Annotated in this window: 24 protein-coding genes; 6 read left to right on the plus strand and 18 right to left on the minus strand. The window is 67.0% G+C overall.

The window, feature by feature from the left end; all coding sequences use genetic code 11:
* Positions 1–55: 55 nt before the first annotated feature.
* A complete protein-coding gene (gene glp / locus N687_RS0105570) occupies positions 56–1,273 on the plus strand; it encodes a gephyrin-like molybdotransferase Glp (RefSeq protein ID WP_051662982.1) in 1,218 nt (405 codons plus the stop codon).
* Positions 1,274–1,475: 202 nt separating this feature from the next.
* On the opposite strand, the gene N687_RS0105575 is transcribed toward glp, so the two are convergent.
* From N687_RS0105575 to N687_RS0105595, 6 genes are all read right to left on the minus strand, one after another.
* Entirely contained in the window at positions 1,476–2,495 is a 1,020-nt protein-coding gene (locus tag N687_RS0105575) for a hypothetical protein (protein ID WP_029420919.1), read from the minus strand.
* Positions 2,473–3,237: an ATP-binding cassette domain-containing protein gene (locus N687_RS20740; protein ID WP_051662983.1), complete on the minus strand. Its 765-nt coding sequence runs from the start codon at positions 3,235–3,237 to the stop codon at positions 2,473–2,475. Before N687_RS20740 ends, N687_RS0105575 begins: the two co-directional genes overlap by 23 nt.
* Entirely contained in the window at positions 3,237–3,386 is a 150-nt protein-coding gene (locus N687_RS23740) for a hypothetical protein (RefSeq protein ID WP_156040051.1), read from the minus strand. Before N687_RS23740 ends, N687_RS20740 begins: the two co-directional genes overlap by 1 nt.
* Positions 3,361–3,804: a GntR family transcriptional regulator gene (locus N687_RS0105585; RefSeq protein ID WP_029420920.1), complete on the minus strand. Its 444-nt coding sequence runs from the start codon at positions 3,802–3,804 to the stop codon at positions 3,361–3,363. The genes N687_RS23740 and N687_RS0105585 overlap by 26 nt, the downstream gene beginning before the upstream one ends.
* 245 nt (positions 3,805–4,049) lie before the next feature.
* Complete coding sequence (locus N687_RS0105590; protein ID WP_197029211.1) at positions 4,050–5,537, minus strand: phosphoenolpyruvate carboxykinase (ATP); 1,488 nt, start codon at positions 5,535–5,537, stop codon at positions 4,050–4,052.
* Between the two features lie 109 nt (positions 5,538–5,646).
* Positions 5,647–6,411 carry a YheC/YheD family protein gene (locus tag N687_RS0105595; protein ID WP_051662985.1) on the minus strand — a complete coding sequence of 255 codons (765 nt, stop codon included), beginning with the start codon at positions 6,409–6,411 and terminating at the stop codon, positions 5,647–5,649.
* A gap of 168 nt (positions 6,412–6,579) precedes the next feature.
* Between N687_RS0105595 and N687_RS0105600 the strand changes: the two genes are divergently transcribed.
* Entirely contained in the window at positions 6,580–7,515 is a 936-nt protein-coding gene (locus N687_RS0105600; RefSeq protein ID WP_029420923.1) for a ketopantoate reductase family protein, read from the plus strand.
* A gap of 24 nt (positions 7,516–7,539) precedes the next feature.
* Here the strand turns inward: N687_RS0105600 and N687_RS0105605 are convergent, their stop codons facing one another.
* Both N687_RS0105605 and N687_RS0105610 read right to left on the minus strand, forming a co-directional pair.
* Complete coding sequence (locus N687_RS0105605; protein ID WP_029420924.1) at positions 7,540–7,872, minus strand: hypothetical protein; 333 nt, start codon at positions 7,870–7,872, stop codon at positions 7,540–7,542.
* A gap of 54 nt (positions 7,873–7,926) precedes the next feature.
* Positions 7,927–8,874 carry a nucleoside hydrolase gene (locus N687_RS0105610; RefSeq protein WP_029420925.1) on the minus strand — a complete coding sequence of 316 codons (948 nt, stop codon included), beginning with the start codon at positions 8,872–8,874 and terminating at the stop codon, positions 7,927–7,929.
* A gap of 210 nt (positions 8,875–9,084) precedes the next feature.
* Between N687_RS0105610 and N687_RS22010 the strand changes: the two genes are divergently transcribed.
* The 3 genes from N687_RS22010 to N687_RS0105625 all read left to right on the plus strand — a co-directional run bounded on the left by N687_RS22010 (position 9,085) and on the right by N687_RS0105625 (position 11,335).
* On the plus strand, positions 9,085–9,516 hold the full coding sequence (locus tag N687_RS22010) for a DUF309 domain-containing protein (RefSeq protein ID WP_051662986.1): 432 nt from the start codon (positions 9,085–9,087) through the stop codon (positions 9,514–9,516).
* Positions 9,517–9,635: 119 nt separating this feature from the next.
* Positions 9,636–9,833: a DUF3311 domain-containing protein gene (locus tag N687_RS0105620; RefSeq protein WP_029420927.1), complete on the plus strand. Its 198-nt coding sequence runs from the start codon at positions 9,636–9,638 to the stop codon at positions 9,831–9,833.
* Positions 9,833–11,335 (plus strand): sodium:solute symporter family protein, encoded by a 1,503-nt coding sequence (locus tag N687_RS0105625; protein ID WP_029420928.1) that lies wholly within the window; start codon positions 9,833–9,835, stop codon positions 11,333–11,335. The genes N687_RS0105620 and N687_RS0105625 overlap by 1 nt, the downstream gene beginning before the upstream one ends.
* Positions 11,336–11,450: 115 nt before the next feature.
* Here N687_RS0105625 and N687_RS0105630 read toward each other — a convergent pair whose 3' ends face one another.
* The 4 genes from N687_RS0105630 to N687_RS0105645 form a co-directional block, all read right to left on the minus strand.
* Positions 11,451–12,677, minus strand: coding sequence for an MFS transporter (locus N687_RS0105630; protein ID WP_029420929.1), 1,227 nt, complete (start codon positions 12,675–12,677; stop codon positions 11,451–11,453).
* 246 nt (positions 12,678–12,923) lie between these two features.
* Positions 12,924–13,208, minus strand: a complete 285-nt coding sequence (locus tag N687_RS23745) for a PD-(D/E)XK nuclease family protein (RefSeq protein WP_035462073.1) — start codon at positions 13,206–13,208, stop codon at positions 12,924–12,926.
* A complete protein-coding gene (locus N687_RS0105640; RefSeq protein WP_051662987.1) occupies positions 13,193–17,041 on the minus strand; it encodes a UvrD-helicase domain-containing protein in 3,849 nt (1,282 codons plus the stop codon). The genes N687_RS23745 and N687_RS0105640 overlap by 16 nt, the downstream gene beginning before the upstream one ends.
* The gene (locus N687_RS0105645) at positions 17,038–20,700 is read right to left on the minus strand and encodes a PD-(D/E)XK nuclease family protein (RefSeq protein WP_029420932.1); all 3,663 of its coding nucleotides are present in this window, start codon (positions 20,698–20,700) and stop codon (positions 17,038–17,040) included. Before N687_RS0105645 ends, N687_RS0105640 begins: the two co-directional genes overlap by 4 nt.
* Positions 20,701–20,937: 237 nt before the next feature.
* On the opposite strand from N687_RS0105645, the gene N687_RS0105650 reads away from it, so the two are divergent.
* Positions 20,938–22,164, plus strand: coding sequence for an MFS transporter (locus N687_RS0105650; RefSeq protein ID WP_156040055.1), 1,227 nt, complete (start codon positions 20,938–20,940; stop codon positions 22,162–22,164).
* An 89-nt stretch (positions 22,165–22,253) separates the two neighbouring features.
* Here N687_RS0105650 and dusB read toward each other — a convergent pair whose 3' ends face one another.
* From dusB to N687_RS25270, 6 genes are all read right to left on the minus strand, one after another.
* A complete protein-coding gene (gene dusB, locus N687_RS0105655; RefSeq protein ID WP_029420934.1) occupies positions 22,254–23,228 on the minus strand; it encodes a tRNA dihydrouridine synthase DusB in 975 nt (324 codons plus the stop codon).
* Between the two features lie 82 nt (positions 23,229–23,310).
* A complete protein-coding gene (locus tag N687_RS0105660; protein ID WP_231493407.1) occupies positions 23,311–23,541 on the minus strand; it encodes a TM2 domain-containing protein in 231 nt (76 codons plus the stop codon).
* Between the two features lie 147 nt (positions 23,542–23,688).
* Complete coding sequence (locus N687_RS0105665; protein ID WP_081841179.1) at positions 23,689–24,531, minus strand: D-alanyl-D-alanine carboxypeptidase family protein; 843 nt, start codon at positions 24,529–24,531, stop codon at positions 23,689–23,691.
* A 53-nt stretch (positions 24,532–24,584) separates the two neighbouring features.
* Positions 24,585–25,256, minus strand: coding sequence for a metal-dependent transcriptional regulator (locus N687_RS0105670; RefSeq protein WP_029420937.1), 672 nt, complete (start codon positions 25,254–25,256; stop codon positions 24,585–24,587).
* Between the two features lie 43 nt (positions 25,257–25,299).
* The gene (locus N687_RS20750) at positions 25,300–25,731 is read right to left on the minus strand and encodes a fumarylacetoacetate hydrolase family protein (RefSeq protein ID WP_331280125.1); all 432 of its coding nucleotides are present in this window, start codon (positions 25,729–25,731) and stop codon (positions 25,300–25,302) included.
* Entirely contained in the window at positions 25,656–25,967 is a 312-nt protein-coding gene (locus N687_RS25270; protein WP_331280126.1) for a fumarylacetoacetate hydrolase family protein, read from the minus strand. Before N687_RS25270 ends, N687_RS20750 begins: the two co-directional genes overlap by 76 nt.
* Positions 25,968–26,019 lie beyond the last annotated feature (52 nt).

A 26,019-nucleotide genomic window follows, 5' to 3' on the forward strand; every position in this document is an offset into this window, starting at 1 on the left:
GGGACGTTCGGTTCCCCTCCCGTTTTGGTACACGCCGGTCTCCGAGGTGATGACCATGGACGCCTACTGCACCTTTGAGGACGCTGTGCGCCGGGTGACGGCCATGGGCCAAGCGTTGCCCGCGGAGGAGGTGGCGCTGGCGGAGGCGGAGGGCCGCGTCCTCGCTGCACCGGTCCTCGCCGCCATCCCGGTGCCGCCCTTCACGCGCGCGATGATGGACGGGTTCGCGGTGCGCTCGGCGGACGCCCAGGTGCCTCCGGTAAGTCTGCGCGTGCGCACCACCACCGCTGCGGGCGACGCGGCGGCCCCGCCGCTCGGCCCGGGCGAGGCGGTGCGCATCCTGACGGGCGCCCCTCTGCCGCCGGGTGCCGACGCGGTGGCGCGCTTCGAGTGGTGCGACGAGCCGGAGCCCGGCGTGGTGACGGTGCTGCGCCGGGTGTCTCCCGGGGACTCGGTCCAGCCCGCGGGCGACGATGCGCCGGCGGGATCGCTGCTCATGAACCCTGGCACCCGGCTGGGGCCGTTGGAGCGGGCGTTGGCACAGACGTTCGGCGTCGCCCGCGTGCGCGTGCACCGGGTGCCGCGGGTGGCGATCGTCGTCACCGGATCGGAGCTCGTCACCACTCCCGGGGCACCGCTCCGCCCCGGCCAGATCTACAGCTGCAACGACACGTTGATGTCCGGCCTCGTGGCCAGCGCCGGTGGCGAAGTGGCCGCGGTCGACGTCTTGCCGGACCATCCCGCCCGCATCCGGGAGTCCATCGCCCGACACGCGGCGGCATGCGACTGCGTCATCACCACCGGCGGCGCCTCGGCAGGGGACTACGACTTCATCCCAGGGGTGCTCGCGGACCTCGGCGGGGAGATGTCGGTGCACAAGGTGTGGATGCGGCCCGGCTCTCCGTTTCTCGCCGCCCGCATCGGCGCGTGCACCGTGTTCGCCCTCTCAGGCAACCCGGCGGCCGCGCTGATCCAATTCGAATCGCTGGTGCGGGTGTGGTTCGACGCCGCCTTGGGCCGGCCGGTCTGTCCGTTCCCGGCCACCGGGCGCCTGGCGCACGACCTGCACCTCAAGCCGGTCAAACATACCCGCGTCTTGCGTGCCCGAGCTGCGCTCGCGGACGGAGTCCTGACGGTGGACACGAGCCTCCCCCAGTCTTCCGGGGTGCTCTCGAGTCTGGCCGCCAGCAACTGCCTGGTGCGCATCGACGAACCGGTCCTGCCGGCGGGCACCCCGGTCCCCCTGCGCTGGCTGCCCGGGTGCGCCCCATGAGGGGTTGGAGCGTCGCGCTCCGCTTCTGCGCTTACGCGAGCCGCTCCGCGCAACGCACCTCAACCTATGGGCTGCGAAGGCTCTGCGAACTGTGGTCCAGGCCGCCGCGCGACGAAGGCGGCGGTGAGGGAGGCGGTGCCGCGGAACGACTCGCGAGAGCGCTTAGTGGAGCGGCACCGCCCCCTCGCGCACCCCACCGAACTCACGCCGACCGCAACCGGCGGATCCACCACCGCCGGACGGCGTGCAGCGCGAACCAAGTCAGTAAGGTCACCGGTAGCCAGACCGCTGTGAGCACCGGGGTACGCCTGGGATCAAACTCCATGCCCCCTACGGCCGTCTCGCCGCACACGGTCCCGACAATCAACCCGACGCCGGCAAACAGCACGTGCCACAAGGCCGGATAGGCGAACAGCGCCCCCTCCCGCTCCAGTGGCAGACGGCGGAACAGGGTCTCGGCGGCGATGTACCACCCGAGCGCCCAGACGGCGTACCAGCCGCCGAGGCACCACAGGGGCGCGTCCGACACCCCTGGCCCCGCCAGGGGGGACATCGCCATCACGTCGTTCGCCACCCGCCATACCACTTCATCAAACGGCACCGGTTGGATGCTGGTATGGGCCAATTCCTGAATCATCAGGCTGACATAGATGGGGAACCCCGCCAGGCCAAGTGCGCACAGAATGGCGGCGATGAGGTTGCCGACGCTGGTGGTCACGGCGAAGCCAACCATGAACATGGCGGATTTGAGGAGTCCTTGAATCAGAAACCACCCGGCGATGTCCCCCGTCGTCACCACGTGTCCGAAGGCGGCATTGACCACGAACAGGTACAGGGTCAGGAGCAACAGCGCCACCCAGACGCCGGCGAGACAAAACACCGCCTGCACTCGCACCACGTCCTGCCGCCGCACGGGCCCGGAGAAGGTCAGCAACAATCCGCCGCGCGCCCGCTCCAAGCTCATCGGCACCACGCCGAGGACCAGTGCGGCCGCGGCCGTCCAGCTCACCGATGCGAAATGCGGGTGGAGACCCTGCAACATCTGTACCACAGATGCGGCCAGAAGTGGCTGCTGCTCTGGGTGCGCGTGAACACCCGTCCAGTACCGGACCACGGTCTTGACGGGCGCAGCCCAGAACACGACCGCCAGCAGCACCAGCCAGCCGCGGATTTGGCGCCACTCCTTGTACGCCACGGCCCTAGGAAAGGAGAATCCCTTCACGGCGATAGCCCTCCTTGTCCATGAAATGCCGGAACAGTTCGTCCAACTCGAGATCGAGCGCCTCGCAATACTGGGCCCCCGCCTGGCGCAGCGCCGCCATCACCGCATGCGCGTCCCCGTCGACGGTGACGGTCACCATCTGGCCGCTGCGCGCCACATCGACGACGCCCGGGTGCTGGCGGACGGCCCCCGGGATCTCCCCCGGCAACACCGCCTGCACGCGCTTGACGCGCTGCTTCAGGGCGTCCAACTGGCCGGAGGCCACTGCCCGCCCGTTGTACAGGACGGTGATCCCGTCGGCGATCCGGTCCAGGTCGTCCAGATGGTGCGTGGCGATCACGATGGTGGTCCCGGCCCCGGCCGCCTCCTGCACCAGCAGTTGCAGGAACTGGCGTTTGACGACCGGATCGAGCCCGTTGGTCGGCTCGTCGAGCAAGAGCACGTCGGGCCGCGCGGACAGCGCCGCAGCCAGGCGCAGTTGGGTCTTCATCCCCTGCGAAAGATGGCGCAGGGAACGCCGCACCGGCAGCTCCAGCGCCTCCAGCAGGCGCTGACAGCGCGCGTCGTCCCAGCGGTGGTAGAGCAGCCGATGGTAGTGCAGGTAGTCCCGCACGCGCATCGCCCGCGGCAGGTCGCCCTCGCTGGCCACCAGGTGCACCCGCTGGCGCAGTTCGGCCGCCTCTTCGCCCACCGGCTCCCCGAGCACCCGCACCTGCCCGCCGGTCGGTCGGTACAGGCCCATCAGGATGCGCAGCAGCGTGCTCTTGCCGGCGCCGTTGGCCCCACCACCCCGTGGATGCTCCCGGCCGGGACGGCCAGGCTCACGCTGTCGAGGACGATGCGGCCGTCGAACACTTTTCTCAGGTCAATCGTCTCCACGGTCCACACCATGCGAATCCTCCCCCCTGTCCACGTTCCTCCGTCCCTGCTCCTCCTCCCACTCGCGGACCACGTCCGCAAACAGAGCCAATGCCTCGCCGGGCTGCAGGTGCAGGTGATGCGCTTCGACGAGCAGCTTTTTCATCGCCTCCCGCAGTTCGGCTCGCCGGCGCGCCTCGTCCGGCGGGATGGCCGGCTCGGCGATGAACGTGCCGCGCCCGCGGATCACTTCGATCACGCGCTCGCGCTCCAGCTCCTGGTACGCTTTGGCCACGGTGTTGTGGTTGATGGCCAACTCCACCGCAAGCTCGCGCACCGAAGGCAGCCGGTCCCCCGGGGCCAGCATCCCCTTGGCGACGGCGGCTTTGACGCCGTCCACCACCTGCTGGTACACCGGCACGGGCAGCCTCGGGTTGACGCGCAACCACATCGGAACACCTCCTCGGATTGTCCATGTGTACCATGACAACTAGTACATACAGACAATACGACAACCCGGACGGGATGTCAAGAAAATCTGGACGCACAGCCGCCAAGCTCAGGTGGCGCAGCCAAACCCGCCGCATGCATCGCTGCGCATTCCGCGCACAAAAAAACCGCCCCCGCGGGTATCCCGTTTTCCCGCGGGGGCAATAGTCTCTGGACAGAGTGCGTCGGGCCCAAGGGCCGGTCGTCTTACACCGACAGCGTCTCAAACAGCGCCAGGCGCTGGCCGAACGCCTCGGCCAGGCTGCTGCGCGCCGCCTCGTACGCCCGGGCATCCGCGAATCCGGTCTGCGGGCGCAAGTAGACGTCCGGGATGCCCGGGATGGCCACCGGCACGTTCAGGAACAGGTCCTCATCCCGCTCCGTCGGCACGTCGTCGAGGGCTCCGGCTAACACCAAGTGCACAATTTTGCGCGTGAGCGCGAGCGGCATACGATCCGTCTGCCCATAGCCGCCACCGACCCAGCCGGTGTTGAGCAGGTACACGGGCACGCCGTGCCGGGCTACGCGCTCCATCAGCATGTCCGCATAGCGAGCCGGGCGATCCGTCAAGAACGGCGCTCCGAAGCACGCGGAGAACGTCGGCTCCGGGTTGACGACGCCGCGCTCCGTGCCGGCCAGTTTGCTGGTGTAGCCGAGCAGGTAATGGCGCCGGGCGTCTTCCGGCGACAAACGGGCCACCGCCGGCAACACGCCGGATGCGTCCGCAGACAGAAAGACAATCGCCTTCGGATGGCCGCCCCGGCCGCTGGGCTCGACATTCCGGATGAACGAGAGCGGGTAGGCTGCACGCGTGTTCTCCGTGCGCGTGCGGTCGTGGTACAACGGGCGGCGTGTCTCGTCGTACATGACGTTTTCGAGCACCGCACCGAACCGGATGGCATGGTAGATGTCCGGCTCCCGCTCCTCCGAGAGGTCGATGCACTTGGCATAGCACCCATTTTCCATATTGAACACGCCGTCGTCTCCCCAGCCATGCTCGTCATCCCCGATGAGACGCCGCGCTGGATCGGCGGACAGCGTCGTCTTCCCCGTCCCAGACAGGCCGAAGAACAGCGCCACATCCCCGGCCTCGCCGACAGACGCCGAGCAGTGCATCGGCAGCACGCCCTGCTCCGCCAGGTGGTGATGCATCAAGGTGAAGATGGACTTCTTCAGCTCGCCCGCGTACTCCGTCCCGCCGATGAGGACGATCCCGCGCGCCAGGTGCAAGACGATGAACGTCTCCGACCGCGTGCCGTCCCGCGCCGGATCAGCCTTCAAGGTCGGTACCCCGTAGACGGTGAACCGCGGCGTGACGTCCGGATCGCCCGGCATGAACAGGCGCTGCACAAACAGGTTGTGCCAGGCGAACTCAGTCACGAACCGAACGGGCACGCGGTAACGCGGATGGTGATTGACGGCGCCGTCAAACACGTAGCCGCCCTTCTCCGCCAGGTGCGCCTTGACTTTGTCAAACAACCGCTCGAACTGGGACTCGGTCAGCCAGTTGTGCGCCTCCTTCGGCAAGGGGCAACCCTCGTAGGCGACGAAATACTTGTCCTTGGGCGATCGGCCAGTGTACTTTCCGGTCTCGGCGCAGAGGGCCCCGTTCTCCAACAGGACCGCTTCGCCCCGGCAGACCGCGGCCTCAATCAGCTGCACCGGTGTCAGACGCTGAACGCTTGCCTGATTCACAGGACCACTCCTCACCATCTCCGTATGGCTCATATTATGACATACTATTTGCCTCCGTTGCACCCATTTCTGACATACTTTTTGACCCATTTTTGAACAACAATGTGGCTCATCGGCGCAACGCCCGCTGGTACAACGCCCATCGCCGGTCCATCAGCCGGCCGATGTCCGGCCGGTTCTTCAACAATTTCATCAGGTGGCTCGGCCCGGTGTTCTCTTCAATCAGCCAGATTCGGCCTTTCGTGTCGATCCCGAAGTCGAACCCGAGCTCCCGGTACATCTGGTAGCTGTCGAAGTGGCGAGCGGCCTCCAGAGCCAGCTCGCGAAGACGCGTCACACACCGTTGCACCTGCTGTGGCGACCACCCGAGCCCTTGGCGCAGGGCGGCCTCCACCTCCATCACTCGCCCGCGGCTGAGGGCCACATTGGTGACGACGCTGTCCTTGCCGGCGACTTTGGCCACCATGCCGGTGTACAACCACGGCCCGCCAGGCCGCTCCCGCTGCACCATCACCCGGATGTCGACCGGCCTGCCGCCGACCTGGAAGAGCGGGATGCCCTGCTGCACGACGTACGCCTTGGGATCGCGGATCCGCTCCACGTGGCGGACCGCCGCTTCAACCGATCGGAAGGTGCGCCGGGAGTGCACGGTGTGTTGGACATGGACCTTTCCACCATCCCGCCACACCTTGAGGATTCCCTGTCCGCGGCTGCCACCGGAGGGTTTGACGAAGACAACCCGGTACCGCCGGAGGAACGCTGCCAACACGGCGGGCGTATACCGGGCGGTGGCGGGCAGGTGCCGGCGGATCTCCTTGTGTTGGGAAAACAGCCGGTACAACAGATACTTGCCCAGTTCTGGCTTGCGTGCCACTGCGGCCGCCTCCCTCTCTCCTGGATGCCGCCAGCGTATGCCGGTCGGCCAGGCCTGAAACGGTCAGGCGCACAACCGAACGCCATGGAGAAAACGTGGTATCATGAAGGGGTCTGAATGGACAGACAAGCGGCAATTGCGCCGATCTCAAAAAGGGGGGAACCGTCCATGCACGTGGTGGTGATTGGAGCGGGTGCGGTCGGGGGGTACTTCGGCGCACGCCTGGCTCAGAACGGGATTCCTGTGACGTTTCTCGTCCGGGAGCGCCGCCGCCAGCAACTGGCTGAACGGGGGCTTCGCGTGCGCAGCGTCTATGGCGACATTCAGTTGTCTCCGCAGCTCGCGGTGCGCCCGGAAGACATCGCGAGCCCCGGCCTGGTCCTGTTGGCGGTCAAACAATACCACCTCGAAGGCGCATTACCTCAGGTCCAAGCGCTGGCCAGACAAGGGGCATACGTGCTGCCGCTGCTCAACGGCATCCGTCACCTGGATGCGCTCCGTTCCGTCGTGCCGCCGCGCCAGCTGCTCGGCGGATTGTGCCACATCGAGGCAACCTTGGACGCCAGCGGCGATGTCGTCCACACCAGCCAACTGCACGATATCACCTACGGCCCGCTGGCAGAGACGGATGCGGAGGCCCTGCCCGCGATCGACGAGACCCTGCAGGGCCGCGGGTTCATCGCCCGCCGGAGCGAACAGGTGTTGGTCGACATGTGGATCAAATACATCTGCCTGTCGACCCTCAGCGGCCTGACCGCGTCGACCCGCAAACCCATCGGCGCGGTGCGGGAAGACGGACCCGCGTCCCGTCTGATGCGCCAATTCGCCGCCGAGGCGGCCGCCGTCGCCCGGGCGGAATGTCCCGAGGTCCCGAGTGAGGCGGCGGATCAGGCGGTGCGCTGGCTGGAGCGCCTGCCGGCGTCGATGACCTCGAGTATGCATCGTGATCTGGAGAAAGGATTGCCCATCGAGATCGAAAGCATTCAGGGGGTTCTCGTCGAGCTGGCCGAGCGGCACGGGATCGATACCCCGGCCATCCGCACCCTGTACGCCGTCTTGCATCCCCATCGGGAGGGCGCACGCGAGCCAGCGGGGCAGGCCTGATGCCCACCCCAGGCCCGGTGCGAGTCACCGGGCCTCCCCGGTTTCGCCGGAACGGCCCTTACACCGCGCGATCTCCGACAGCAAATCCGCCCGGAAGCGGGCGATCTCGGCGCCCGGCTGTTCCAACTCCCGCTCTGTGAACGTCCGAAGCCAGGGGCCCCCGCGGAACGGCGCGACGTTGTGCGGCGCCACGCGGACCTCGTACTTCGGCCCTTCCCCGCTCCCGTCATCGGGAAGCCGGCGGAGCGTGCGCACCAGCACGTTGGCGATCCGCGGATCCATCGGCTCCGCGACCAGTTCCATGTCAGCCAGCGGAAACCGGGTGAACAGCCACGTCCACTCCCCCATTTCGTTCACCCCCCGTCTCCTTCCTTGCGCTGGATTTCCATGGCCGCCCCGGGACCGCCCGGTTCAGTCCTTGTCGACCGCGATGCCGATCCGCGCTCGGAAGCGGGCCAAGAACCGCTCCGCGTCCACCTCGACGCACACCTGCACGTTGGCCTCGCCCTCGGCGTGCGGGCGTGCGTCGACCACCGTCATGCCCGCCGTGATCCCATCGCACGACACGCGCACCGAATACGGCCGTGTCGTGCACAGCGTCGGATCCTCGGCGACGGCGACAGCCAACGGATCGTGCAGAGGACACCAGCGCCCCTTGACACCCTGCGTCTCCTCGTACGCGTTCATGTAAAAGGAGACGGCGTCCCGGATCACCCGCGCATAGGGCAGCCCGGGGTCGATGCGCGCCAGGTCCCCTTCGGTCAATCGGGCCTGCATCGTGACGTCGAGGCCGACCATCGTCAGCGGCGCCCCGGAGCGCAGGACGATGGCGGCCGCCTCCGGGTCCCCCCAGAGGTTGGCTTCGGCCACGGCCGTCACGTTGCCCGGACAGAACGCGGCGCCTCCCATGAACACCACGCCGCGGACCAGCCGGGCCAGATCGGGATCGAACAGAAACGCCCTCGCGACGTTGGTCATGCGCGCCACCGGCACCAGCACCACCTCGCCAGGATAGCGCCGGATGGTCTCGCGGATGAATGCGGCGGCATCCTGCTCCTCCGCCCGCCGGTGCGGCTCGGCCAGCCGTGTATCGCCGAGCCCGTCCTCACCGTGAATCCACGGCACCGGTCCACTCCACTCGCGCAGGATGGGGCGATCGGCCCCGCGGAACACGGGGACGTCCGCACCGCACAGCTCGACGAGACACAAGGTGTTTCGCGTCGCCTGGTCGACGTCCACGTTTCCGAAACAGGTGGTGATCCCGAGCACCTCCAGATGCGGGGATCGCAAGGCGTACAGGATGGCCAGGGCGTCGTCGACACCCGTATCCACGTCCAGCACAATGCGCGTCCGTTCCAAGGCTTGTCCTCCCTGGGCCTGTGCAGGCTCAGACCTGCGTGATAACATGGTCCTGAATGCGGTTGCAGGTGCCCGCGCCGCTCACGGTACCGAGGGCGCACACCCACTTCTTCCGACTGAGGCCAGTATACACCACATCATGCGGGCACGCGCACGAACCGGGTCGCCGTACCGCCCCCTGTGCGGTCCCCGCCATCCCGAGGTGAAGTCATGGACGCTCGCCTGATGTCCTACCTGTACTGTTTCAACATCACACGCGATTACTTCGAATGCCACGAGTACGGTGAATCCCTTTGGCTCGACAGCGGCCGCCCCGTCGGGCTGAAAGGCCTGATTCAGGTGGCGGTGTGCCTCTACCACTTGGAAAACGGCAACGTCCGCGGCGCCTGGCGGATGTGGCAGCGTGCCCGCGAGTACCTGAACCCGCTTCGGCCCGAGTACGAGTCCATCGATGTCGACCGGCTGATCGCGGACATCGACGCGGTGTTCGCACAGGTGCCCGCGCACTGGCGCCCGATGCAGGTCAGTCCGGCCCAGGTGGAGGCCCTGCATCTGCCCCGGGTCGACATTCGGATCACCGATCCCGCCATCGCCGCGCAGCTCCCCCAATGGTCCCCGGAACCGCTCGCCGATCGGGATTGAATCTGTAAATTCCTTACCTTTTCAATCCACTTTTATTTGATTTCACAAGTGTAGCCTCGTACAATCCGGATGTAATCGTTTGCACCTTCAGATTGGGATTGGAAAGGGAGGATAACGACTTGCGCCGATTGGCCGTCTTTTTTTTGTTCATCATCCCGTTTCTCGCACAGCTCGTTGCGTTGCCTTGGGTAAACCGGATCCATCCAATGGTGCTGGGCTTCCCGCTATTGCACTTCTGGCTCTTGATCTGGATGCTGCTCACGCCGTTGTTCACCCTCGCCATCCACTGGATTCTGAGAAAGGAGGCGGAGGCATGATGCACGGCCATTCCATGGCTTTCGCGGTCACATCCGTGCTCGTCCTCGCCGTCGTGCTCATCGGGTTTCTGGCGGGACGCGACAAAGAAGCGCGCAGCTCCGTGGAGGAGTGGTCCGTCGGCGGCCGGCGCCTCGGCAGCCTGTTCGTGTGGTTTCTCGTGGGCGCCGACGTATACACGGCGTACACGTTCCTCGGATTGACCAGTTCCGCGTACAGCGGCGGTAGCATCGCCTTCTTCGCGACGCCGTACGTGGTGCTCGCCTATCCGATGGCGTATTTCTTCCTGCCAAAATTATGGCGGGTGGCCAAAGAACACGGCTACATGACCCTGGCCGACTACGTGGGCGGCCGTTTCGACAGCAAGCTCCTATCCTTCCTGGTGGCCATCACCGGCGTCCTCATGCTCATCCCGTACATCGACCTGCAGCTGAGCGGCATCCTCGACACCCTGCAGGTGGCGGGCGCGGGATTGGTCAACGTCAAGCTGATCGTGATCGTGTCGTTCCTTCTCGTTGCGCTGTACACGTTCTTCAGCGGCCTCAAGGCGCCGACGTATACCGCCATCATCAAGGACATCCTGGTCTGGGTGGTGATGCTGTTCCTCGTCATCTCCCTGCCTATCCTCCACTTCGGCGGCTGGGGGCAGATGCTGCAAGCAGTCGCGACGCAGCATCCGAAGATGCTGGTACTGCCAACCTCGGGCCCGAAGGGCATCCTGTGGTTCTCCACCGCAGCCCTGATCTCTGCGATGGCTCTGTTCATGTGGCCTCATACGGCGACCGGGACCTTCAGCTCGAAGAGTGCGGACATCCTCAAGAAGAACGCCATCGTCCTGCCACTGTACAACATCGTCCTGATGCTGGTGACCTTTCTCGGGATCCTGGCATTCATGGTCGTTCCGCAGGGGACCAACCCGCGTCTGGCGTTCCTGACGCTCATTCACGACTCGTACGGCGGCTTCACCCAGGGCCTCGCCTACGCGACCATCGCCCTGGCGTCGCTGGTGCCTTGCTCCATCATGGCCATCGGTGCCAGCAACTTGTTCGCGAACAACATCTACCGCGACTTGATCCGGCCGGACGCCAGCCCGAAACGGCTGACCCTGGTGACTCGTTCGATGGTGTTCGTCGTCATCGGCCTCGCCCTCTTGTTCGGGCTCGCGTTCCCGACCGCACTCGTGTCATTGCAGTTGATGGGCGTCTCCGGCATCGTTCAGACCTTCCCGGCGGTCGTGTTGAGCCTGTACTTCCGCAACCTGCCGAAGGAGGCGGTGACGGGCGGCCTTCTGGCCGGCCTGGCGACGGTGTTCTACCTGTATGCCACCCACAACGCCCATGGCGTGTACGAGGGATTTTGGGGGTTGTTGGTCAATCTCGTGGCAGTCATGGTGCTGACACCGCTGTTCATCAGCAAGGCGCGCCGGCGCACCAACGCCGTGGTGACGTTTCTGTTCGGCGGCCGGAACGAGAAAAGCCGTGCAAAACAACAGATCATCGCGTGAACCTGGACCACATCCCGTTCATGCCTGGTCACGCCAGGAGGGGAGCTTCGACTCCCCCTCCTCTCTCTTCTCCCCTTTTTTTCAGCGCGATCGATCCCGCTCGACCGCGACCACGTCAGGTCGCCGTGCCAGAGGTCACCGAGGGATTCTGCACGGGGCTCTTGCCGCGGGGGACCCAGCGGTTGGACCAAAACGCCACACCGCTCGTCACCAGCAGCAGCAAACCGGTGACGAGAAATACACTGTGCGGCCCGAACGCCCCGCCGATGGCTCCGCCCACCAACGGCCCGACCATGTTGCCCACCTGGTTGGCGGTCTGGTTGAGCCCGAACGCCCGGCCGCGGAACTCCGGTTCGGTTGTGGAGACCACCAGGCCGTTGAGGGCCGGGAAGACTGCGCAGAAGAACGCCCCGTACAGGAAGCGGACGATGGAGAAGCCCCAGATGTCGTGAAACGGGATCTGAGCCAAATTGCCAATCCCGCCGCCGATGAGTCCAATCAACAGCACCTTTTGGAACCCGGCTCGGTCCGCCCAGCGGCCCCACCGCGGCGCGAACAATACGCTCGCCACCCCCGCCAGGGAGAATACGATGCCCGCCAACAGCGAGGCGTCCTGCAGGGATCCGCCCAGCTGGGCGATGTACAGGGGCAAGACCGGCTCAATCGTCATGATGGAGAACGTCGTCAGCACCGTCAGGCCGAGCGTCATGAGGAAGGCACGGTTGGCCGCGGCGAGGCGCAGCGCCTCGATGACGGAGCTGCGCGTCTTGCTCGGGACGAACTTCTCCTCCGTGACGAAGAACAAGACCAGCAGGGTCGCGAAGAGCACCAGCACGCCCGCGCTCGCGAACGCGACCCGGTTGCCCCACCACCGGGCGATCCCGCCGCCCAACAGCGGCCCGAGGATGCCGCCCACCGCGTTGCCGGTCGACATCAGGGCGAGCGCATACCCGACCCGCGCCTCCGGCGTGTTCGTCGCCACCAGTGCGATGGCCCCCGGCACGTATCCCGCCAAGGCCCCCTGCAGCGCGCGCAGAACCAACAATTCGTACGGATTGCTCACCAACGAGGTGAGGATGTACAGGATGCAAAGAGAAAAACCGGCTCGCAGGATCATCGGCTTCCGGCCGTACTTGTCGGCCAGCGACCCCCAGTACGGGGAGACCAGCGCACCGGTCAAGAAGGTGATGCTGTACAGGAGCCCAGACCAAAGCTCCGTGTGCTGATTGACGCCAATCTTCAAAAGGAACAAGGGCAAAAACGGGACCACCATGGAAAAACTGGCCGACGTCACCAGGACGCCGAACCACAACAGCCACAGATTTCGTTGCCAGGTCTCCATCGCCGCCTCCGGATTCCGCCTAGGATGCCTAGATTCTACGCTCTTTCGAAGGACGAAGGAATCCGAAAATCCGTTCACATTGCGCCGATTTGCCCGAAATCCAGCACTTCGCGGCGAACAACCCGGCGAGACGCGAATTCTCGCCGGGTTGCGGATAGTTCCGTCATTTTTTCGTCCGAACACGCCTCCTCATCCTCCAGGATGGGGAGGCGCATCCACAGGGCACGCCGTGGCCATGACCACGGGTCACCGCTCCGGCGTGCCCGGCACTTGCACCAGCGTGTCGATCACGCGGCTCAACGGCACCGCGTCCACCTGCACAGCGGCCCTCGGGTGGACGAAGTACAGGTACGCCTCCACGCGGCCGCCCCCGAGCGCCGTGCGCACCGCCTCCACGTACGCCGCCACCTGCGCTTCATACTCCCGCGCCTGCGCCTGCAACGCCCGCGCCCCGATGCGGTCCGTCTTGTAGTCGACGATCAGCCACCCATCCTCCTCTTCGGCGAGGCAGTCGATCACGCCCTGCACCACGACAAACCGACTGCCCGCCGGTCGGGGCTGGCCCCGGCCGGCGCGGGTTCGGGCACCGGGATCCGGTAGAAGAACGGCTGCTCGCGCCACACCCGGCGCGCCCGCGCCAAGCGGCGGCCGAGCGGCGAGGCGAGGAACGCCCAACCATCCTCCACCAAGCCCGGGTCCCGTTCCCGCTCCGTGATGAGGCCCATCCGCACCATCTCGTCCAGCGCCGCTTCCACCACGCCCCGGCTCGGCTTCGCAGCGAAGTCCACCCGCTGCATCAGCGCGTGGAACAGCACGCCGCGCTCCCGGGGCGTGACGGCGTCCGGCCGGTGGAAAGCGGGATCGTCGAGCAGGTGCGCAGCGGCCGACGGGTGGACGGCAGCCTCCGGGACGCCCTGCGGATCCGTCCGCCGCAGGTGGTGGGCCCAGATGCGGCGCAGATCGGTGGCCGACAGCTTCCCAGGGATGGGGGTCCTCGCCACATCGGGCTTCCACAGCGTCAAACCGTCCCGCAGCTGCGCCGCAGAAATTGCGCCGGAGGAGGCCCCGTCTCCCGCAGCCACCCCCTGCTGCGGCGGCGCCATCCGCCCGTCCCCATGCCCCGGCGGGCACGCCGGTTGAGCCAGCTCCGCCAGATGCTCCCGAATCCGCGCCGCATCGCCGCTGGCAAACACCTCCGGCCGGAACAGACTCCCGGCAGCCGCTTCCCCCGCTGTCCCCACCACGCCGGCGGACGGCAACGGCAGCCGGCGTCCGTCCGCCGTGTTCCACAGGGTCACCGCGAAACGGGCCGGGTGATCGTACACCGGGCCGGGATGCCAAGCGGTCTGAATCCCCGCCTCTTCCGCCAACCGTCGCAAGGGCGCACCGTCCCGGTGCCGCAGGAGGGCCGGGCCGAGCCAATCGAGGTACGACTTGGCCCGCACCATTCCGTACAGGGGCAACGCGACCGCGTCCGCCTGCGCCAGCGGCAGCCAGCGCGCCGCCTGCTTGGCCAGGTCCTTCCCCGAGCCGACCAGGATCAACCGTTCCCGCGCGCGCGTCATCGCCACGTACAACACGCGCGCCTCCTCCGCCAACGTTTGCGTCAGCTCGAGCTCCTGGATGGCGATGGACGGTAACGTCGGCCAGCGCTGCTCCGTGTCGACGTCGACGATCGCCGGGCCCACCCCCAGGGTGCGGTGCAAGGGCAGGCGCGTGTCGACGCGGAACTGCTTTCCCAGGTCCGCGACGAACACCACTGGATACTCCAGTCCCTTGCTCTGGTGGATGGTCATCACGCGCACCACATCCTCGCTCTCTCCGAGCGTGCGGGCCTCGCCTTCATCCACGTCCCGCTCGAGCGCCTCCTTGGCGCGGCGGATGAATCCGAACACCCCGTCCGGGTAGCGTCGATCGTAGGCCCGCGCCTTCCCGAGCAAGGCCTCCACGTTCGCCCGCCGGCCCGGGCCGCCCGGCATCCCGGAGACGAACGCCAAAAACCCCGTGTCCTCGAGGATGCGCCGCAATACCTCTTCCGCAGTGGCCCGACGCGCCAGGGCGCGCCAAGCGCTCAAGCGGCCGTGAAAGGCGCGCACCTTTGCGACCAGCCGCTCCTGCCACCCGGCGGCCCCGGTGTCCGCCACCTCGGCCCAGGCCTCGACGCGGCCGGCCGCCGCCCGCCGCCACGCGTCGTAGAACATGCCGCGCCCCAACAGACGGATGCGGGCCAGTTCATCGTCGCGGAACTCGCCGATGGGTGAGCGCAGCAGCGTCACGAAATCCAGGTCGTGCCGGGGATTGTCGATCACCGTCAGCGCCGCGAGGAGCCACTGTACCTCCAGCGCCCCGTAAAATCCAACGGACGTGGCTCCGTACGCGGGGATCCCGGCCTGCGCAAACACCTCGAGGAAGACGTTCACCTTTGCGCGGGCGGCGCGCAGCAGGACCACGATGTCCCGGCAGCGCAGCGGGCGATACCGGCCCTCGTCCCGGTCCCACACCTGGGCCGCCGGGCAGCCCGGAACGCGCCCCAACAACTCCTGGATACGCCGGGCGACTACCAGCGCCTCCTTCTCCAAGTGGGTGAGCTCCTCTATCATCGCCTCGAGGTCTCCTTCGCCCCCGGATCCCTCGGCGCTTCCGTCCCCGGCCTCACCGTCACCTTCACCGGCGCCAGCCGGGGCCCGGTCGCCGCGATCCGCCTCCGGTGCTTCTTCTTCCTCCCCCTGGGCACCGCCCGCCACACCGCCGGCCTGCGCCGCGTCGCCGCGCTCCACCAGATGCACCTCTACCGGGCCGGCCAACCTTCCTTCGCAGCCGTCCGCCGGATACGGAGCCGCGGCGTTCATCGCCCCGCCGTCGTCGTAGGCGATACCGCCGAACGGAGGTGAGAAGAATTGGGAGAAGAAGAAGTTCACCGCGTCGACCACCTCAGCCCGGCTGCGGTAGTTGTCGGTCAGGTCGATCACGCGGCCCCCCGCCTGCCCCCGGTACCGTTCGAGGAACAACTGAGGTTCGGCCATGCGGAATCGGTAGATGCTCTGCTTCACGTCGCCCACCACGAACACGTTCCCGGGCGGTCGCGCGATGGCCGTGACGATGGCGTCCTGGATGGGGCTCGTGTCCTGGTACTCGTCGACGAAGATCTCGGCGTAATGCGTCTGCAGACGCCGCGCCTCACCCGTCGCCGGGTCGCTCAGGACCCGGTGGGCGAACTGCTCCAAATCGCTGAAATCCAGCACCCCGCGCCGCCGCTTGGCGGCCTCGTAGCGGGCAGCGAACGCGGATGTCAGATCGACGAGCGCCGTCACCGCGGGTGCCAGCCGCGCCACGTCGGCGCGGAGGTCCGCCTCGCCCCGCGACAGGATGTCGAGCACCTCTTGGATGCGGTTCCGGCCCTTTGTGCGCAGATCCTTGACGGCCTTGAACTCCGGCCGGTTCGGCGCGGAGACCCGCTTTCCGCTGAAGATGGCGCCCAGGCACCTCACCGCCTCGGGCACGCCCGCCCATGTTCCGAGCCAGCCGGCGGCCTCGCGGGCCAAGGCGCGGGCATTCGCGAGGTCGCGGCCGTACGCGTCGAGCTCCGGCCACCCCGTGGTCATCCGCAGCGCCTCCGCGAACACCTCCGCCGCTTCCTCCACCTGCCGCGCCGCCCACTGCAGGAACGCCTGCGTCCAGGGCCAGCAGGCAGTCTCGACAGCGCCTGCCTCCTCATACATCCGCCGCACCGCCGCCAACCAATCCGAAGGGTAGGGCTGGCTCTGGGCGAAGGTGTCCAACCGGTCCACCAGCGGCCACAGGGCGTCCAGATCGTCCGCGCACAGGTCCCGCGCCACACGCCGAACGTCCTCCTCCCGGCCCCCGGACAGCCACGCCTCCATCAGCTCCTCGAACACCCCTGCGCGCAGCGGTGTGCGCTCGTCCTCCGGCAGGATATCGAACACCGGCTCCAGGCCGAGCGCCAGGAAGTTCCGGCGCACGACCTCCATGCAAAAGCTGTGCAGCGTCGAGATCTGCGCCCGGTCGAGCAGATCCAGCTGCCGGTGCGCCTGCCGCACTTCCGCCGCGTCGCCGCGAGCGGCGGCGTCCTTGGCCAAGGCCTCCAGGCGCGCAGCGATGCGGTGGCGCATCTCGGCCGCCGCGGCCTCCGTGAATGTCACCATCAACAGGCGGTCCAGATCCAGTGCACCGGGCCCGGTGACGCACTGCACCACGCGCTCCACCAGCACCGAGGTCTTCCCTGACCCAGCGCCGGCGGAGACCAGCACGTTCTGACCGCGGGTCAGGATGGCTTCCCGCTGCCGCCCGGACCACCGTGCCTCCAGCCTTGTCCCGCTGCCGCCCGTGTCCCGAGACGAACTCACCGTCTCCCCTCCTCCCCGGCCGCCCAGTCCGCCAGGACGTCTCCCCGATCAAGCCGCTCCAACCGCCGCATCGGCCGCTCCCAGCGCCGGTCGAGGTGGCACACCGCTTGCAGAGGGCAGCGTTTGCACGCGTGATCGTCCAGGCTCAGCTGATACGGCGCAATCTGAATCTCGCCGCCGGCCACACGCGCCGAAACCTCCCGCACATGGGCGAGGACCTTCTGCAGCATCCCGCGCCATTCGTCCGGGCCAGCCACCGGCGCTCCTTTCGTGAAGCGCCCGTCTCTCGTGAACACCTTTCCGAACAGCTCGGTCTCCGAACCATCCGGAAGCCGTTCGTCCATCCACGCGACGAGTTCTGGATCCGCGACCAACAGCCCCCGCGGCCGCATGCTGCGGTACGCCTGCACCCGCGCCTCGTCCCCCGGCTCCGGCACCCGTACGGTGCGCGGGCTGCGCCCCACCGGCATGTAGAGGACACCGGCCGGCTCCGCCTCGGTGCCAAACAGTACCCGTGCGTGATGGGCGACGACCGCCGCGTACAGGGGAAGCTGCAACTGCAGGCCATGGTGCACCTTGAGCAGGTCGAGCGCGACGCCCATGTTGCTCTTGTAGTCCATCACCCGGAAGGCCAGGCGTCCCTCCGCCTCGGCGAGGTCGACGCGGTCGATCCGCCCGTGCACCCGCACCGCACCGCCGCCTGGCAGTGCCACTTCCAACGAAGGCAATCCGCCTCGTGCATCATCGCCGAACGACAGCTCGCTGTGCACCGGCAAAAAGCGCCCGTGGCGGACGTGGCGCGTCAGGACGACAGCGGCCTTTTCGATCACCCCGAGGGCCGTACGGGCCACCTCCAGACGCGTGGCCCGGCGCCGCCAGGCCTGGGTGCGCGGCTGTTGCAGCACCTCGGCGAAGCGGGCCCGGACTCGTTCCACGGCCTCTTCGTCCGACAGGGCGCGCCAAGCCTCCGGCGCCGCCGCGTGCTCTTGGACGAACCGCTCCAGCACGTCGTGGATCAAGTTCCCCCGCGCCGCGCGGGCGGCCCGGGCGACATCCTCGTCGCCGACGCGCAAGCCGTACCGGACGAAGTGCTGGAACGGGCAGGCGGCGAACGCCTCCAGCTGGTGGACGTGCATGCGCAGAGGCTGCCCGTACAGGGCACTCGCCAAGCGGGCCGGCAGGGGCCGGGCGGCCGCCGTAAAACCCAGGCCGGCCAGCGCAGCATTCAGACGGCTCCGGACGGCGTCCTCTCCAAGGAGCCAGTCGAACACCCGCACCGCCGCCTCGGGAACGCGGCCTGTGCGGCGCGCCTGTTCGACCACACCGATCCACGTGTCGAGCGCGGCGCGGGGCGTCCACACCTGGGGCTCGTCCCAAAGGGCGTCCTCTAACCAGATCTGGGTTTCGATCGCGCCTGCGGGCAACGCTCGAAGCCGTTCCACCACCCGTGACGGGCGGGCCGCCTTGCCCGCCTCATCTGAAAGCGGATAGGTGAGGAAGAGCCGTTGCGCCCCGCGGGTGAGCGCGGTGTGGACGACGGCGCGTTCGCACAGCTGCAGCTCCGCCGACGTGTACCCGACCGGCCGCCCGAAGAGGCGCTCGAACATCAGGCGTTCCTCGTCTTGCAACATCCCCTGCGGCCGTACGCGCCTCGGAAAGACCCCGTCGACCGCGCCGAGGAGGAACAGCACCGGCACGTGCAGCGCCCGGGCACGGCGGATCTCCGTCACCAACACCTGATCCATCCCCGCGGGGATAGTGGACAACGATTGATGGACGAGGTCCGTTCGGATGAGTTCAAACAAAAACGACCGGCTCAGGCGCGCAGCGGGGAGGGTATCGGCCAAGTCCTGCAGGAGCGCCAGCACGCGCTGCCACGCCTGTTCGTGGAGACTCGCCTCCAAGGGGCTCGTGGCACCCGCCTCGCCCACCATCCACTCTGCGACGATGCGCTTGGCATCGGTGCGCTGAAGCGTTCCCCAGAGCGCCTCCGCCACCTCGCCCGGGGTCATCCGCTCCTCCTGAAGTCCCTGCCACAGGGGCAGGAAGCGTTCCGCCAACTGCCTGCGCAGCGCATCCGCCTGCGCGTCGTCGGCCTGGGCCGCACCCGCTCTGGCGTCGTCCGGCCTGGCGTCGTACGCGAACTGCCACGGCGCCGCCGCGGCCCACGCGGCCACACCGGACACCTCATGGCGCCGCAAGTACGCCTCCAACCAGTCCGCGTCCTGGCGGCGCAGGCCGCAGAACTCCGTCTTGAGCAGTCGCGCCACGGCCTCGGTCGACGCGTTGTCCTCCACACTCTCCAATGCGGCGAGGATGAACCGCCCGAGTGGATGGGTCGCCAGCGGCGGGAAATCGTCCACATAGGCGTCCACGCCGTGGCGCCCGAACGCGTCCCGCAGAAGCGGCGCGTACTCAGGGAGGTCGGGGACCAACACGGCGATGTCCCCAAACCGGAATCCCGATTCATGGACCAGACGCAGCACCGCCCGTGCAACCCCGTCCGCTTCGCGCCGCAGGTTTTGCGCCGCGGCCACGGCGATGGGCGCCTCGCAACGAGGGGCCCCATTCGAACAGGCTGCCGCATCCCGTCGATGGCCCGCGTCCACGCGAGCCTCCGCCTCCGCGCGAACCTCCGCCACATCCGCGACTCCGTCGCCGAAGAGCCCTGCCTCCAACCACAGCCGGACAGGTCCCGCGCGATCGGCCGATCCCGTCGTCGGTGCGACCGCGACCGGCAACCCCCGTTCGCGACACGCCTCCAGCAGGCGCACGGTCCACGCCAGGGTCTGCGGTGCCCAAACCGCTTCCGGATCGGGCAGCTTCGCCAACAGGCGCATCAGAGGAGGCACGTCCGTGCCCCCCGCCTCGGCGCCGTCCACTCTCTCAGGCCCCTCCCGGAGCGCATGGGAGAGCCACGCGGGATCCAGCGTCACCGAGAACACGGTCTCTTCCGCCGCCTCGGCGATCGCCAGCAGAAAACGGGTGTCCCTGGGCGGCAGTTCGTCGAAGCCGTCGACGAACACGCGCGCGCCGGTGAGCGCCGGCCAGCGGGCCACGTGCTCCGCCAGCCAGGCCGGCAACTCGACCGGATCGTACAGGCCGAGGGCGGACAGGCGCGCTTGAAACCGGTGATAGAGGGTGCACACATCGCGCAGCTTTCCGATGAGCGAGGGCCCGGACACCTGCACCTCCATCCCCGCCTCCGCCAGACGGGTCGCGGCCGTCTCGAGCAAGGCCTCCACCTGATGCAGGGACACCAGATGGCTCGACATCTCGGCGAAGACCTCCAGCACGCCGTCGAGAAACCGGATAGACGGCTGGTCCCGCCGCAGCACCTGCAACCCGCCGCCGATCTCCTGAAACACGTCCGCCAGGAGCAACCGCTTGCCGGTCATGTTCACAGGCTGGCCGGCCATCACCCCGAGGTCCTGGTTCACCTGCTCAGCCAGGCGCGGCACCGTCAACACCTCGGCCCGCATGGCGGCCGGTGCGTATCGCATCAACAGACGTTCACAGGCGTAGGACGCGTCCTGCGGCACCACCCACAACAGGCGGCTGCCGAACGGGCTGTCCGCCAGCGCGTCGGCGATGGACCGGGCGATGCGCGTGGATTTTCCCGTCCCTGCATGTCCAGCCTGTATGACCACTCGCCCCACACAGGTTCCTCCTCATCGTTCCGAACAGTGGGCATTCGCCCGGCTGTCTCCACTCTAGCCCAAGCCCACCCCCATTTCAATGAAAAGTCTGCTCCAACAGGCCGTTCTCCGGCGCCCTGCGGCCCCGGCGCGCGAGGCGCATTCGCCCCCATTCCGCTGCATGGACCCTGCACCACCGGCCCAGGGTGGGCATATGACGGTATATATCCACATGTCGATGACAAAGGAGTGACATGGATGAGCGTCGATCCCGCGGTGATGTCTACCCACGTCAAACCGGTACCTTCCGCGAAACGGTTGATCACGGTATCCGGCATCGGCCTGTTGTTCGACTCGATGGACGTCAATCTGGTGGCCTACATCCTCGTCGCTGTGGCCGCTCAGTGGCATCTGAGTCCGGCGACGCAGGGGTATCTGAGCAGCATGGGGTTCATCGGGATGGCCGTCGGCGCCGCGCTGGCGGGTCTGTTGGCCGACCGGTTCGGCCGTAAGGCGGTGTTCATGTGGACCCTGCTGATCTACAGCGTGGCCACCGGTTTGACGGCTTTCGCTTGGGGCGTAGGCATCTTCTACGTCCTGCGTTTTCTGGTGGGGTTCGGACTCGGCGGGGAGTTGCCTGTCGCCACCACCTACGTGCTGGAGTCCTCTGCGGACGACCGGCGCGGCCGGCACGTGGTGCTCCTGGAGATGTTTTACGCCTTCGGGTCCCTGTGTGCAGCGCTCATCTCCAATCTGGTGATCCCGTCGGTAGGCTGGCGGGTCGTCTTCCTGATTGGCGCCATCCCGGCCCTGTACGTGTTGGTCTTGCGCCGCCAGCTGCCGGAATCCCCGCGTTTCATGACCATGACGGAACGCCGGTCGATGCGTGACGCCTTCGCGACCCTGTGGGCGCCGGGCGTCGCCCGGAGCACCATGGTCACCTGGGTGCTTTGGTTCGCGATGAATTTCGCCTTCTACGGGATGGTCCTGTGGCTGCCCTCCATCCTGTTCCTGAAAGGGTACTCGCTGGTACACAGCCTGAGCTACACCTTGATCATGACTCTGGCGCAGGTGCCTGGATATCTGACGGCCGCCTGGTTGGTGGAGAAATGGGGGCGCAAGCGGACCCTGTTGCCGGCGATGCTGTGCTCCGCCCTGTCCGCGCTCGGGTTCGGGTTCGCCCACAGCACCGTGTGGATCTTCGTATTCGGTATCCTGGTGAACTACTTCATGCTGGGCGCTTGGGCAGGCACGTACATCTTCACGGTCGAGCAATTTCCGACGAGGGCCCGCGCCTCCGGCATCGGATGGGCGTCCGGCTTCGGCCGCATCGGGGCCATCATTGCGCCGTCTCTCGTCGGCATCATGATCGGGGCGAAGATCGGGTTCGGTGCCGTGTTCACAATGTTCTTCGCCATGATCGCCATCGGCTTCTTGGTCGTGTGGGCCTTCGGCCGGGAGACATTGGGCGAGCATCTGCGTTGACGGCTTTACCCCGTCCGGCCTCCGCCTGCTCGTGCCGGTGTTCCTTAAGACGTGAACGGTCCCGTGCCTTCCCGCACGGGACCGCGTCTTCAAACCGCCAGAGGGACCTGTTCCAGGAAACTCCACAACACCGACTCCATCCCGGCCAGCGTGGTCTGCTGGTTGATCACGTCGCGCATCCGCGCGGCCCCTGGCAGCCCCTTCACGTACCACGCGGCGTGCTTTCGCATCTCGCGCACGCCGATGACCTCGCCCTTGTACTCCACGAGCAGATGCAGGTGCCGCACCGCGACCTCGATGCGCTCCCGGGCCGACGGCGCGGGCAGCTTCTCGCCGGTGCGCAGGTAGTGGGTGATCTCGCGGAAGATCCACGGGTTGCCGAGCGCCGCCCGGCCGACCATCACCCCGTCGCACCCGGTCTCTTCCAGCAACCGCTTGGCGTCCTCCGGCTCGACCACATCCCCGTTGCCGATGACCGGGATCTTCACCGCTTCTTTCACCTTGCGAATGATGGACCAGTCGGCGCGCCCGGTGTACATCTGCTTCGCCGTTCGCCCGTGCACCGCCACCGCCTTGGCGCCCGCCTCCTCCACCGCGAGGGCGACCTCGACGGCGTTGACGTGATCGTCGTCCCAGCCTTTGCGGAACTTGACCGTCACCGGTTTGCGAACGTGCGCGACGACCTCCCGCACGATCTCCGCCGCATACTTGGGATCGCGGGCCAGCGCCGCGCCCGACCCGTTCTTGTAGATCTTCAAAACCGGACAACCCATGTTGATGTCGATGATGTCGGCGTTCGTCTCACCGACCATGCTGGCGGCCAACACCATCGACTCCTTGTCGTACCCGACCAGCTGCAGGCTGACCGGGTGCTCGTCCGGCAGGATGGTCAGCATCATGTGGCTCTTCAGGCTTCCGTGCACCAGGGCTTTGTCGCTGACCATCTCCGCGCACACCATCCCGGCGCCCAACTCCTTGGCGATCCGCCGGAACGGCGGATTGCACACCCCAGCCATCGGAGCCAGGATCACCGGGGTGTCGATGACGACGTCGCCGATTCGCATCGGTTTCAACACGATTGTCCGACCTCCTTCCCATTCCCGGGAAGAAGGGTACCAGATGCGGGCGCGGGGTGCAAATGGAAACTCACCCCCGCTGCGCCATCCCCGCCGTCAGGAACAGGTCGATGAGCCACCACACGCCGACGATGAACAACAGCAGGTGCCCCACCAAGATGGGGAACGTCAAACAGCCGATCACGGTGCAGGCCAACATGGCTACGCCGCTGGCCACGCGCCCGCAGTACATGCGGTGAATTCCGAGATAGCCGAGGAAAAACCACAGGACATAAGCCAGTGCCACGGAACGACGCTGCACGCCCATCCCCTCCCACGCGGCAGCCTGCGGCGGCCCCCGTCCCGGTTCACCGCCCGATCACCGTATGTGTATGTGGGAACGGCTTGTTTCCATTCGTTTCCTTGCGGCTTGTCAGTGGGGGGTGACAACCGGTGCGCCCCATTCTCTTCACACCAGCTGCACGCGGGCATCCCGCTCGGCATACTCGAGCAATCGGCGGGTCTCCCGGTACATCAGGCTCTTACGGGGAGCGCCGAGCACCACCGAGATGCGGACCTTGCCGTCCTGGCGCGCGGCGAACGCCAAACAGTACATCGCTTTGGAGGTGTATCCGGTCTTGCCGCCGATCACTTCGCCGAACGGTGCAGACTCCAGATACACAAACCGGTTGCCGTTGCGGATGGTTTTACCGGCCACCGTGTACTGTTTGGTCTGCAGTGCCGCCACGATCCGCGGGTAGCGAAGGGCTTCGCGCAGGATGAGCGCGATGTCGTGCGCGCTGGACAGGTGATCATCGTCGTGCAGCCCATTGGGCGTGACGAAGTTGGTGTGCGTACATCCGATGAGGCGCGCCTTGAGGTTCATCATGCGCGCGAACCCTTCCTGGGACCCTCCGACCGTCTGGGCGACGGCGTAGGCGACGTCGTTGGCGCTTTTCATCAGGACGGCGTGCAGGGCGTCCTCCGCGGTGATGGTCGTATCCGGCTTGAGACCCAACCGTACTCTCGGCTGCCGCGCCGCCTCCTCACTGATGTATACGGGGTCTTCGGGGTTCAGATGGGTGACCAACAGGATGGCGGTCATCAATTTTGTGGTGCTGGCCGGATAGAGCGGAACGTCCGCGTTCTTGCTGTATAGGACCGTTCCACTCTCGGCGTCCATCACCACCGCGGCCCGGGCGTTGATCCCCACGCGCCGGGCCGCTGCTTCGGCGGGCATGGCGAAGAGCATGCTCAGCAGGACGGCGCACAGACCACAAAGCCAACCTCTCCAAAAGACAAAACGGCGCATGTGAACACTCCCTTTGCGGCTCCGCCCTTTAAGCTGAGCCACACCGGCTGCTTTTATGCCGGATCCGGGAGCGCCACCAGGATGCGCCGCGCCACCTCCTCGTCCAGCGCATACCGTTGGCCGCCGACCTCGACGGGAACGCCTGCCTCATAAGGGCTCGCCACCTCTCCGCGGCGGATGGCCGCCCCGGGCACGATGCCTGCCCGGTGCAAGAACCGCAGGAGATCCAGGTCTTCCTCCGCCTGCTCGAGGATGCGCACCACCTTCACTTCGGCCGGGCCCTCCACCTCCGCCAATGGTCGGCTCGGCGGCAGGTGCGCACCGGAGCCCGGGATGATGTTGCCGTGTGGACAGGTGGTCGGCCGGCCCAGGCGTTCCATCAGACGCTCCTCGACGAGCGGAGAGATCGCGTGCTCCAAGCGACCCGCCTCGACGTGGGCGTCCGCCCAGTCGAGGCCCAGTTCATCCGTCAGCCATCGCTCCAGAAGCCGGTGCCTGCGGACGATGGATTCGGCCAGCTCCAGCCCTCGATCGGTGAGCATCAACTCCTTGCCCTCCCCGAACCGCACGTACCCGGCCGATGTCAGCCGCGCGATCGTCTGCGACACGGTCGGCCGTGAAACGCCCAGGTAGTCGGCCAGCACGGAGGAGAGCACCGTGACCCCTTCCGCCTGCAGGATATAGATGCCTTCCAAATACTGTTCCATCCCGTGCGTGCGTGGCATCGGTACATCCCCTCCTTACGATGGCCCTTTGCCCACGCCGCCTTTACTTGACCACACGGCAGCGGCCCCACACGCGCCCGTCCATGACGAGCTCCAGCTCGTCCCCGTCGCGGAGCGGGCCAACCCCGGCCGGTGTACCCGTGAAGAGCAGGTCGTCCGCGTCGAGGCCGAAATGCGTGCTCACGTAGCCGATCAGGGTGTCGAAGGGAAAGATCATGTCCTTGGCACGCCCAGATTGGGCAATTCGCCCGTTGATGCGCAGTTCAAACGGGGTCTCGAGCAGTGCGTTCCAGTCGGCCACCTCGTAAAAGTCGGTGACCACGGCCGATCCCTGGAACCCCTTGGCAAACTCCCAGGGCTGCCCCGCCTTCTTCAGCGCCGTCTGGGCGTCCCGGTCGGTCAGATCGAGGCCCAGGGCGATGCCGCCGACCACATCGGACAGCGCGGCCCCGGCTGATAGGCCCCCTTCATCCACAGTACGATCTCCAGCTCATGATGGACGTTCTCACGCTCGGCCGGCACCCGCACCACCCCATCGGCCACGGCCAGGGCATGTGTCGATTTGCCGAAGATCATCGGCTTCGTCGGGACGTCGTTGCCCAACTCCGCCGCGTGATCACGGTAATTCCGCCCCACGCAAAAGATGTTTTTCACGCGCGTCAACGCTTCCTGCGCCGTCCGGTACGGCTTGTCCCCAGTCATCACGGCCATCCGCGGTCCCTCCTCGGACGATGTCCCATTCATTGTAACACAGCCCAACGCG

The sequence above is a fragment of the Alicyclobacillus macrosporangiidus CPP55 genome (assembly GCF_000702485.1).
GTDB classification, from domain to species: Bacteria; Bacillota; Bacilli; order Alicyclobacillales; family Alicyclobacillaceae; genus Alicyclobacillus_H; species Alicyclobacillus_H macrosporangiidus_B.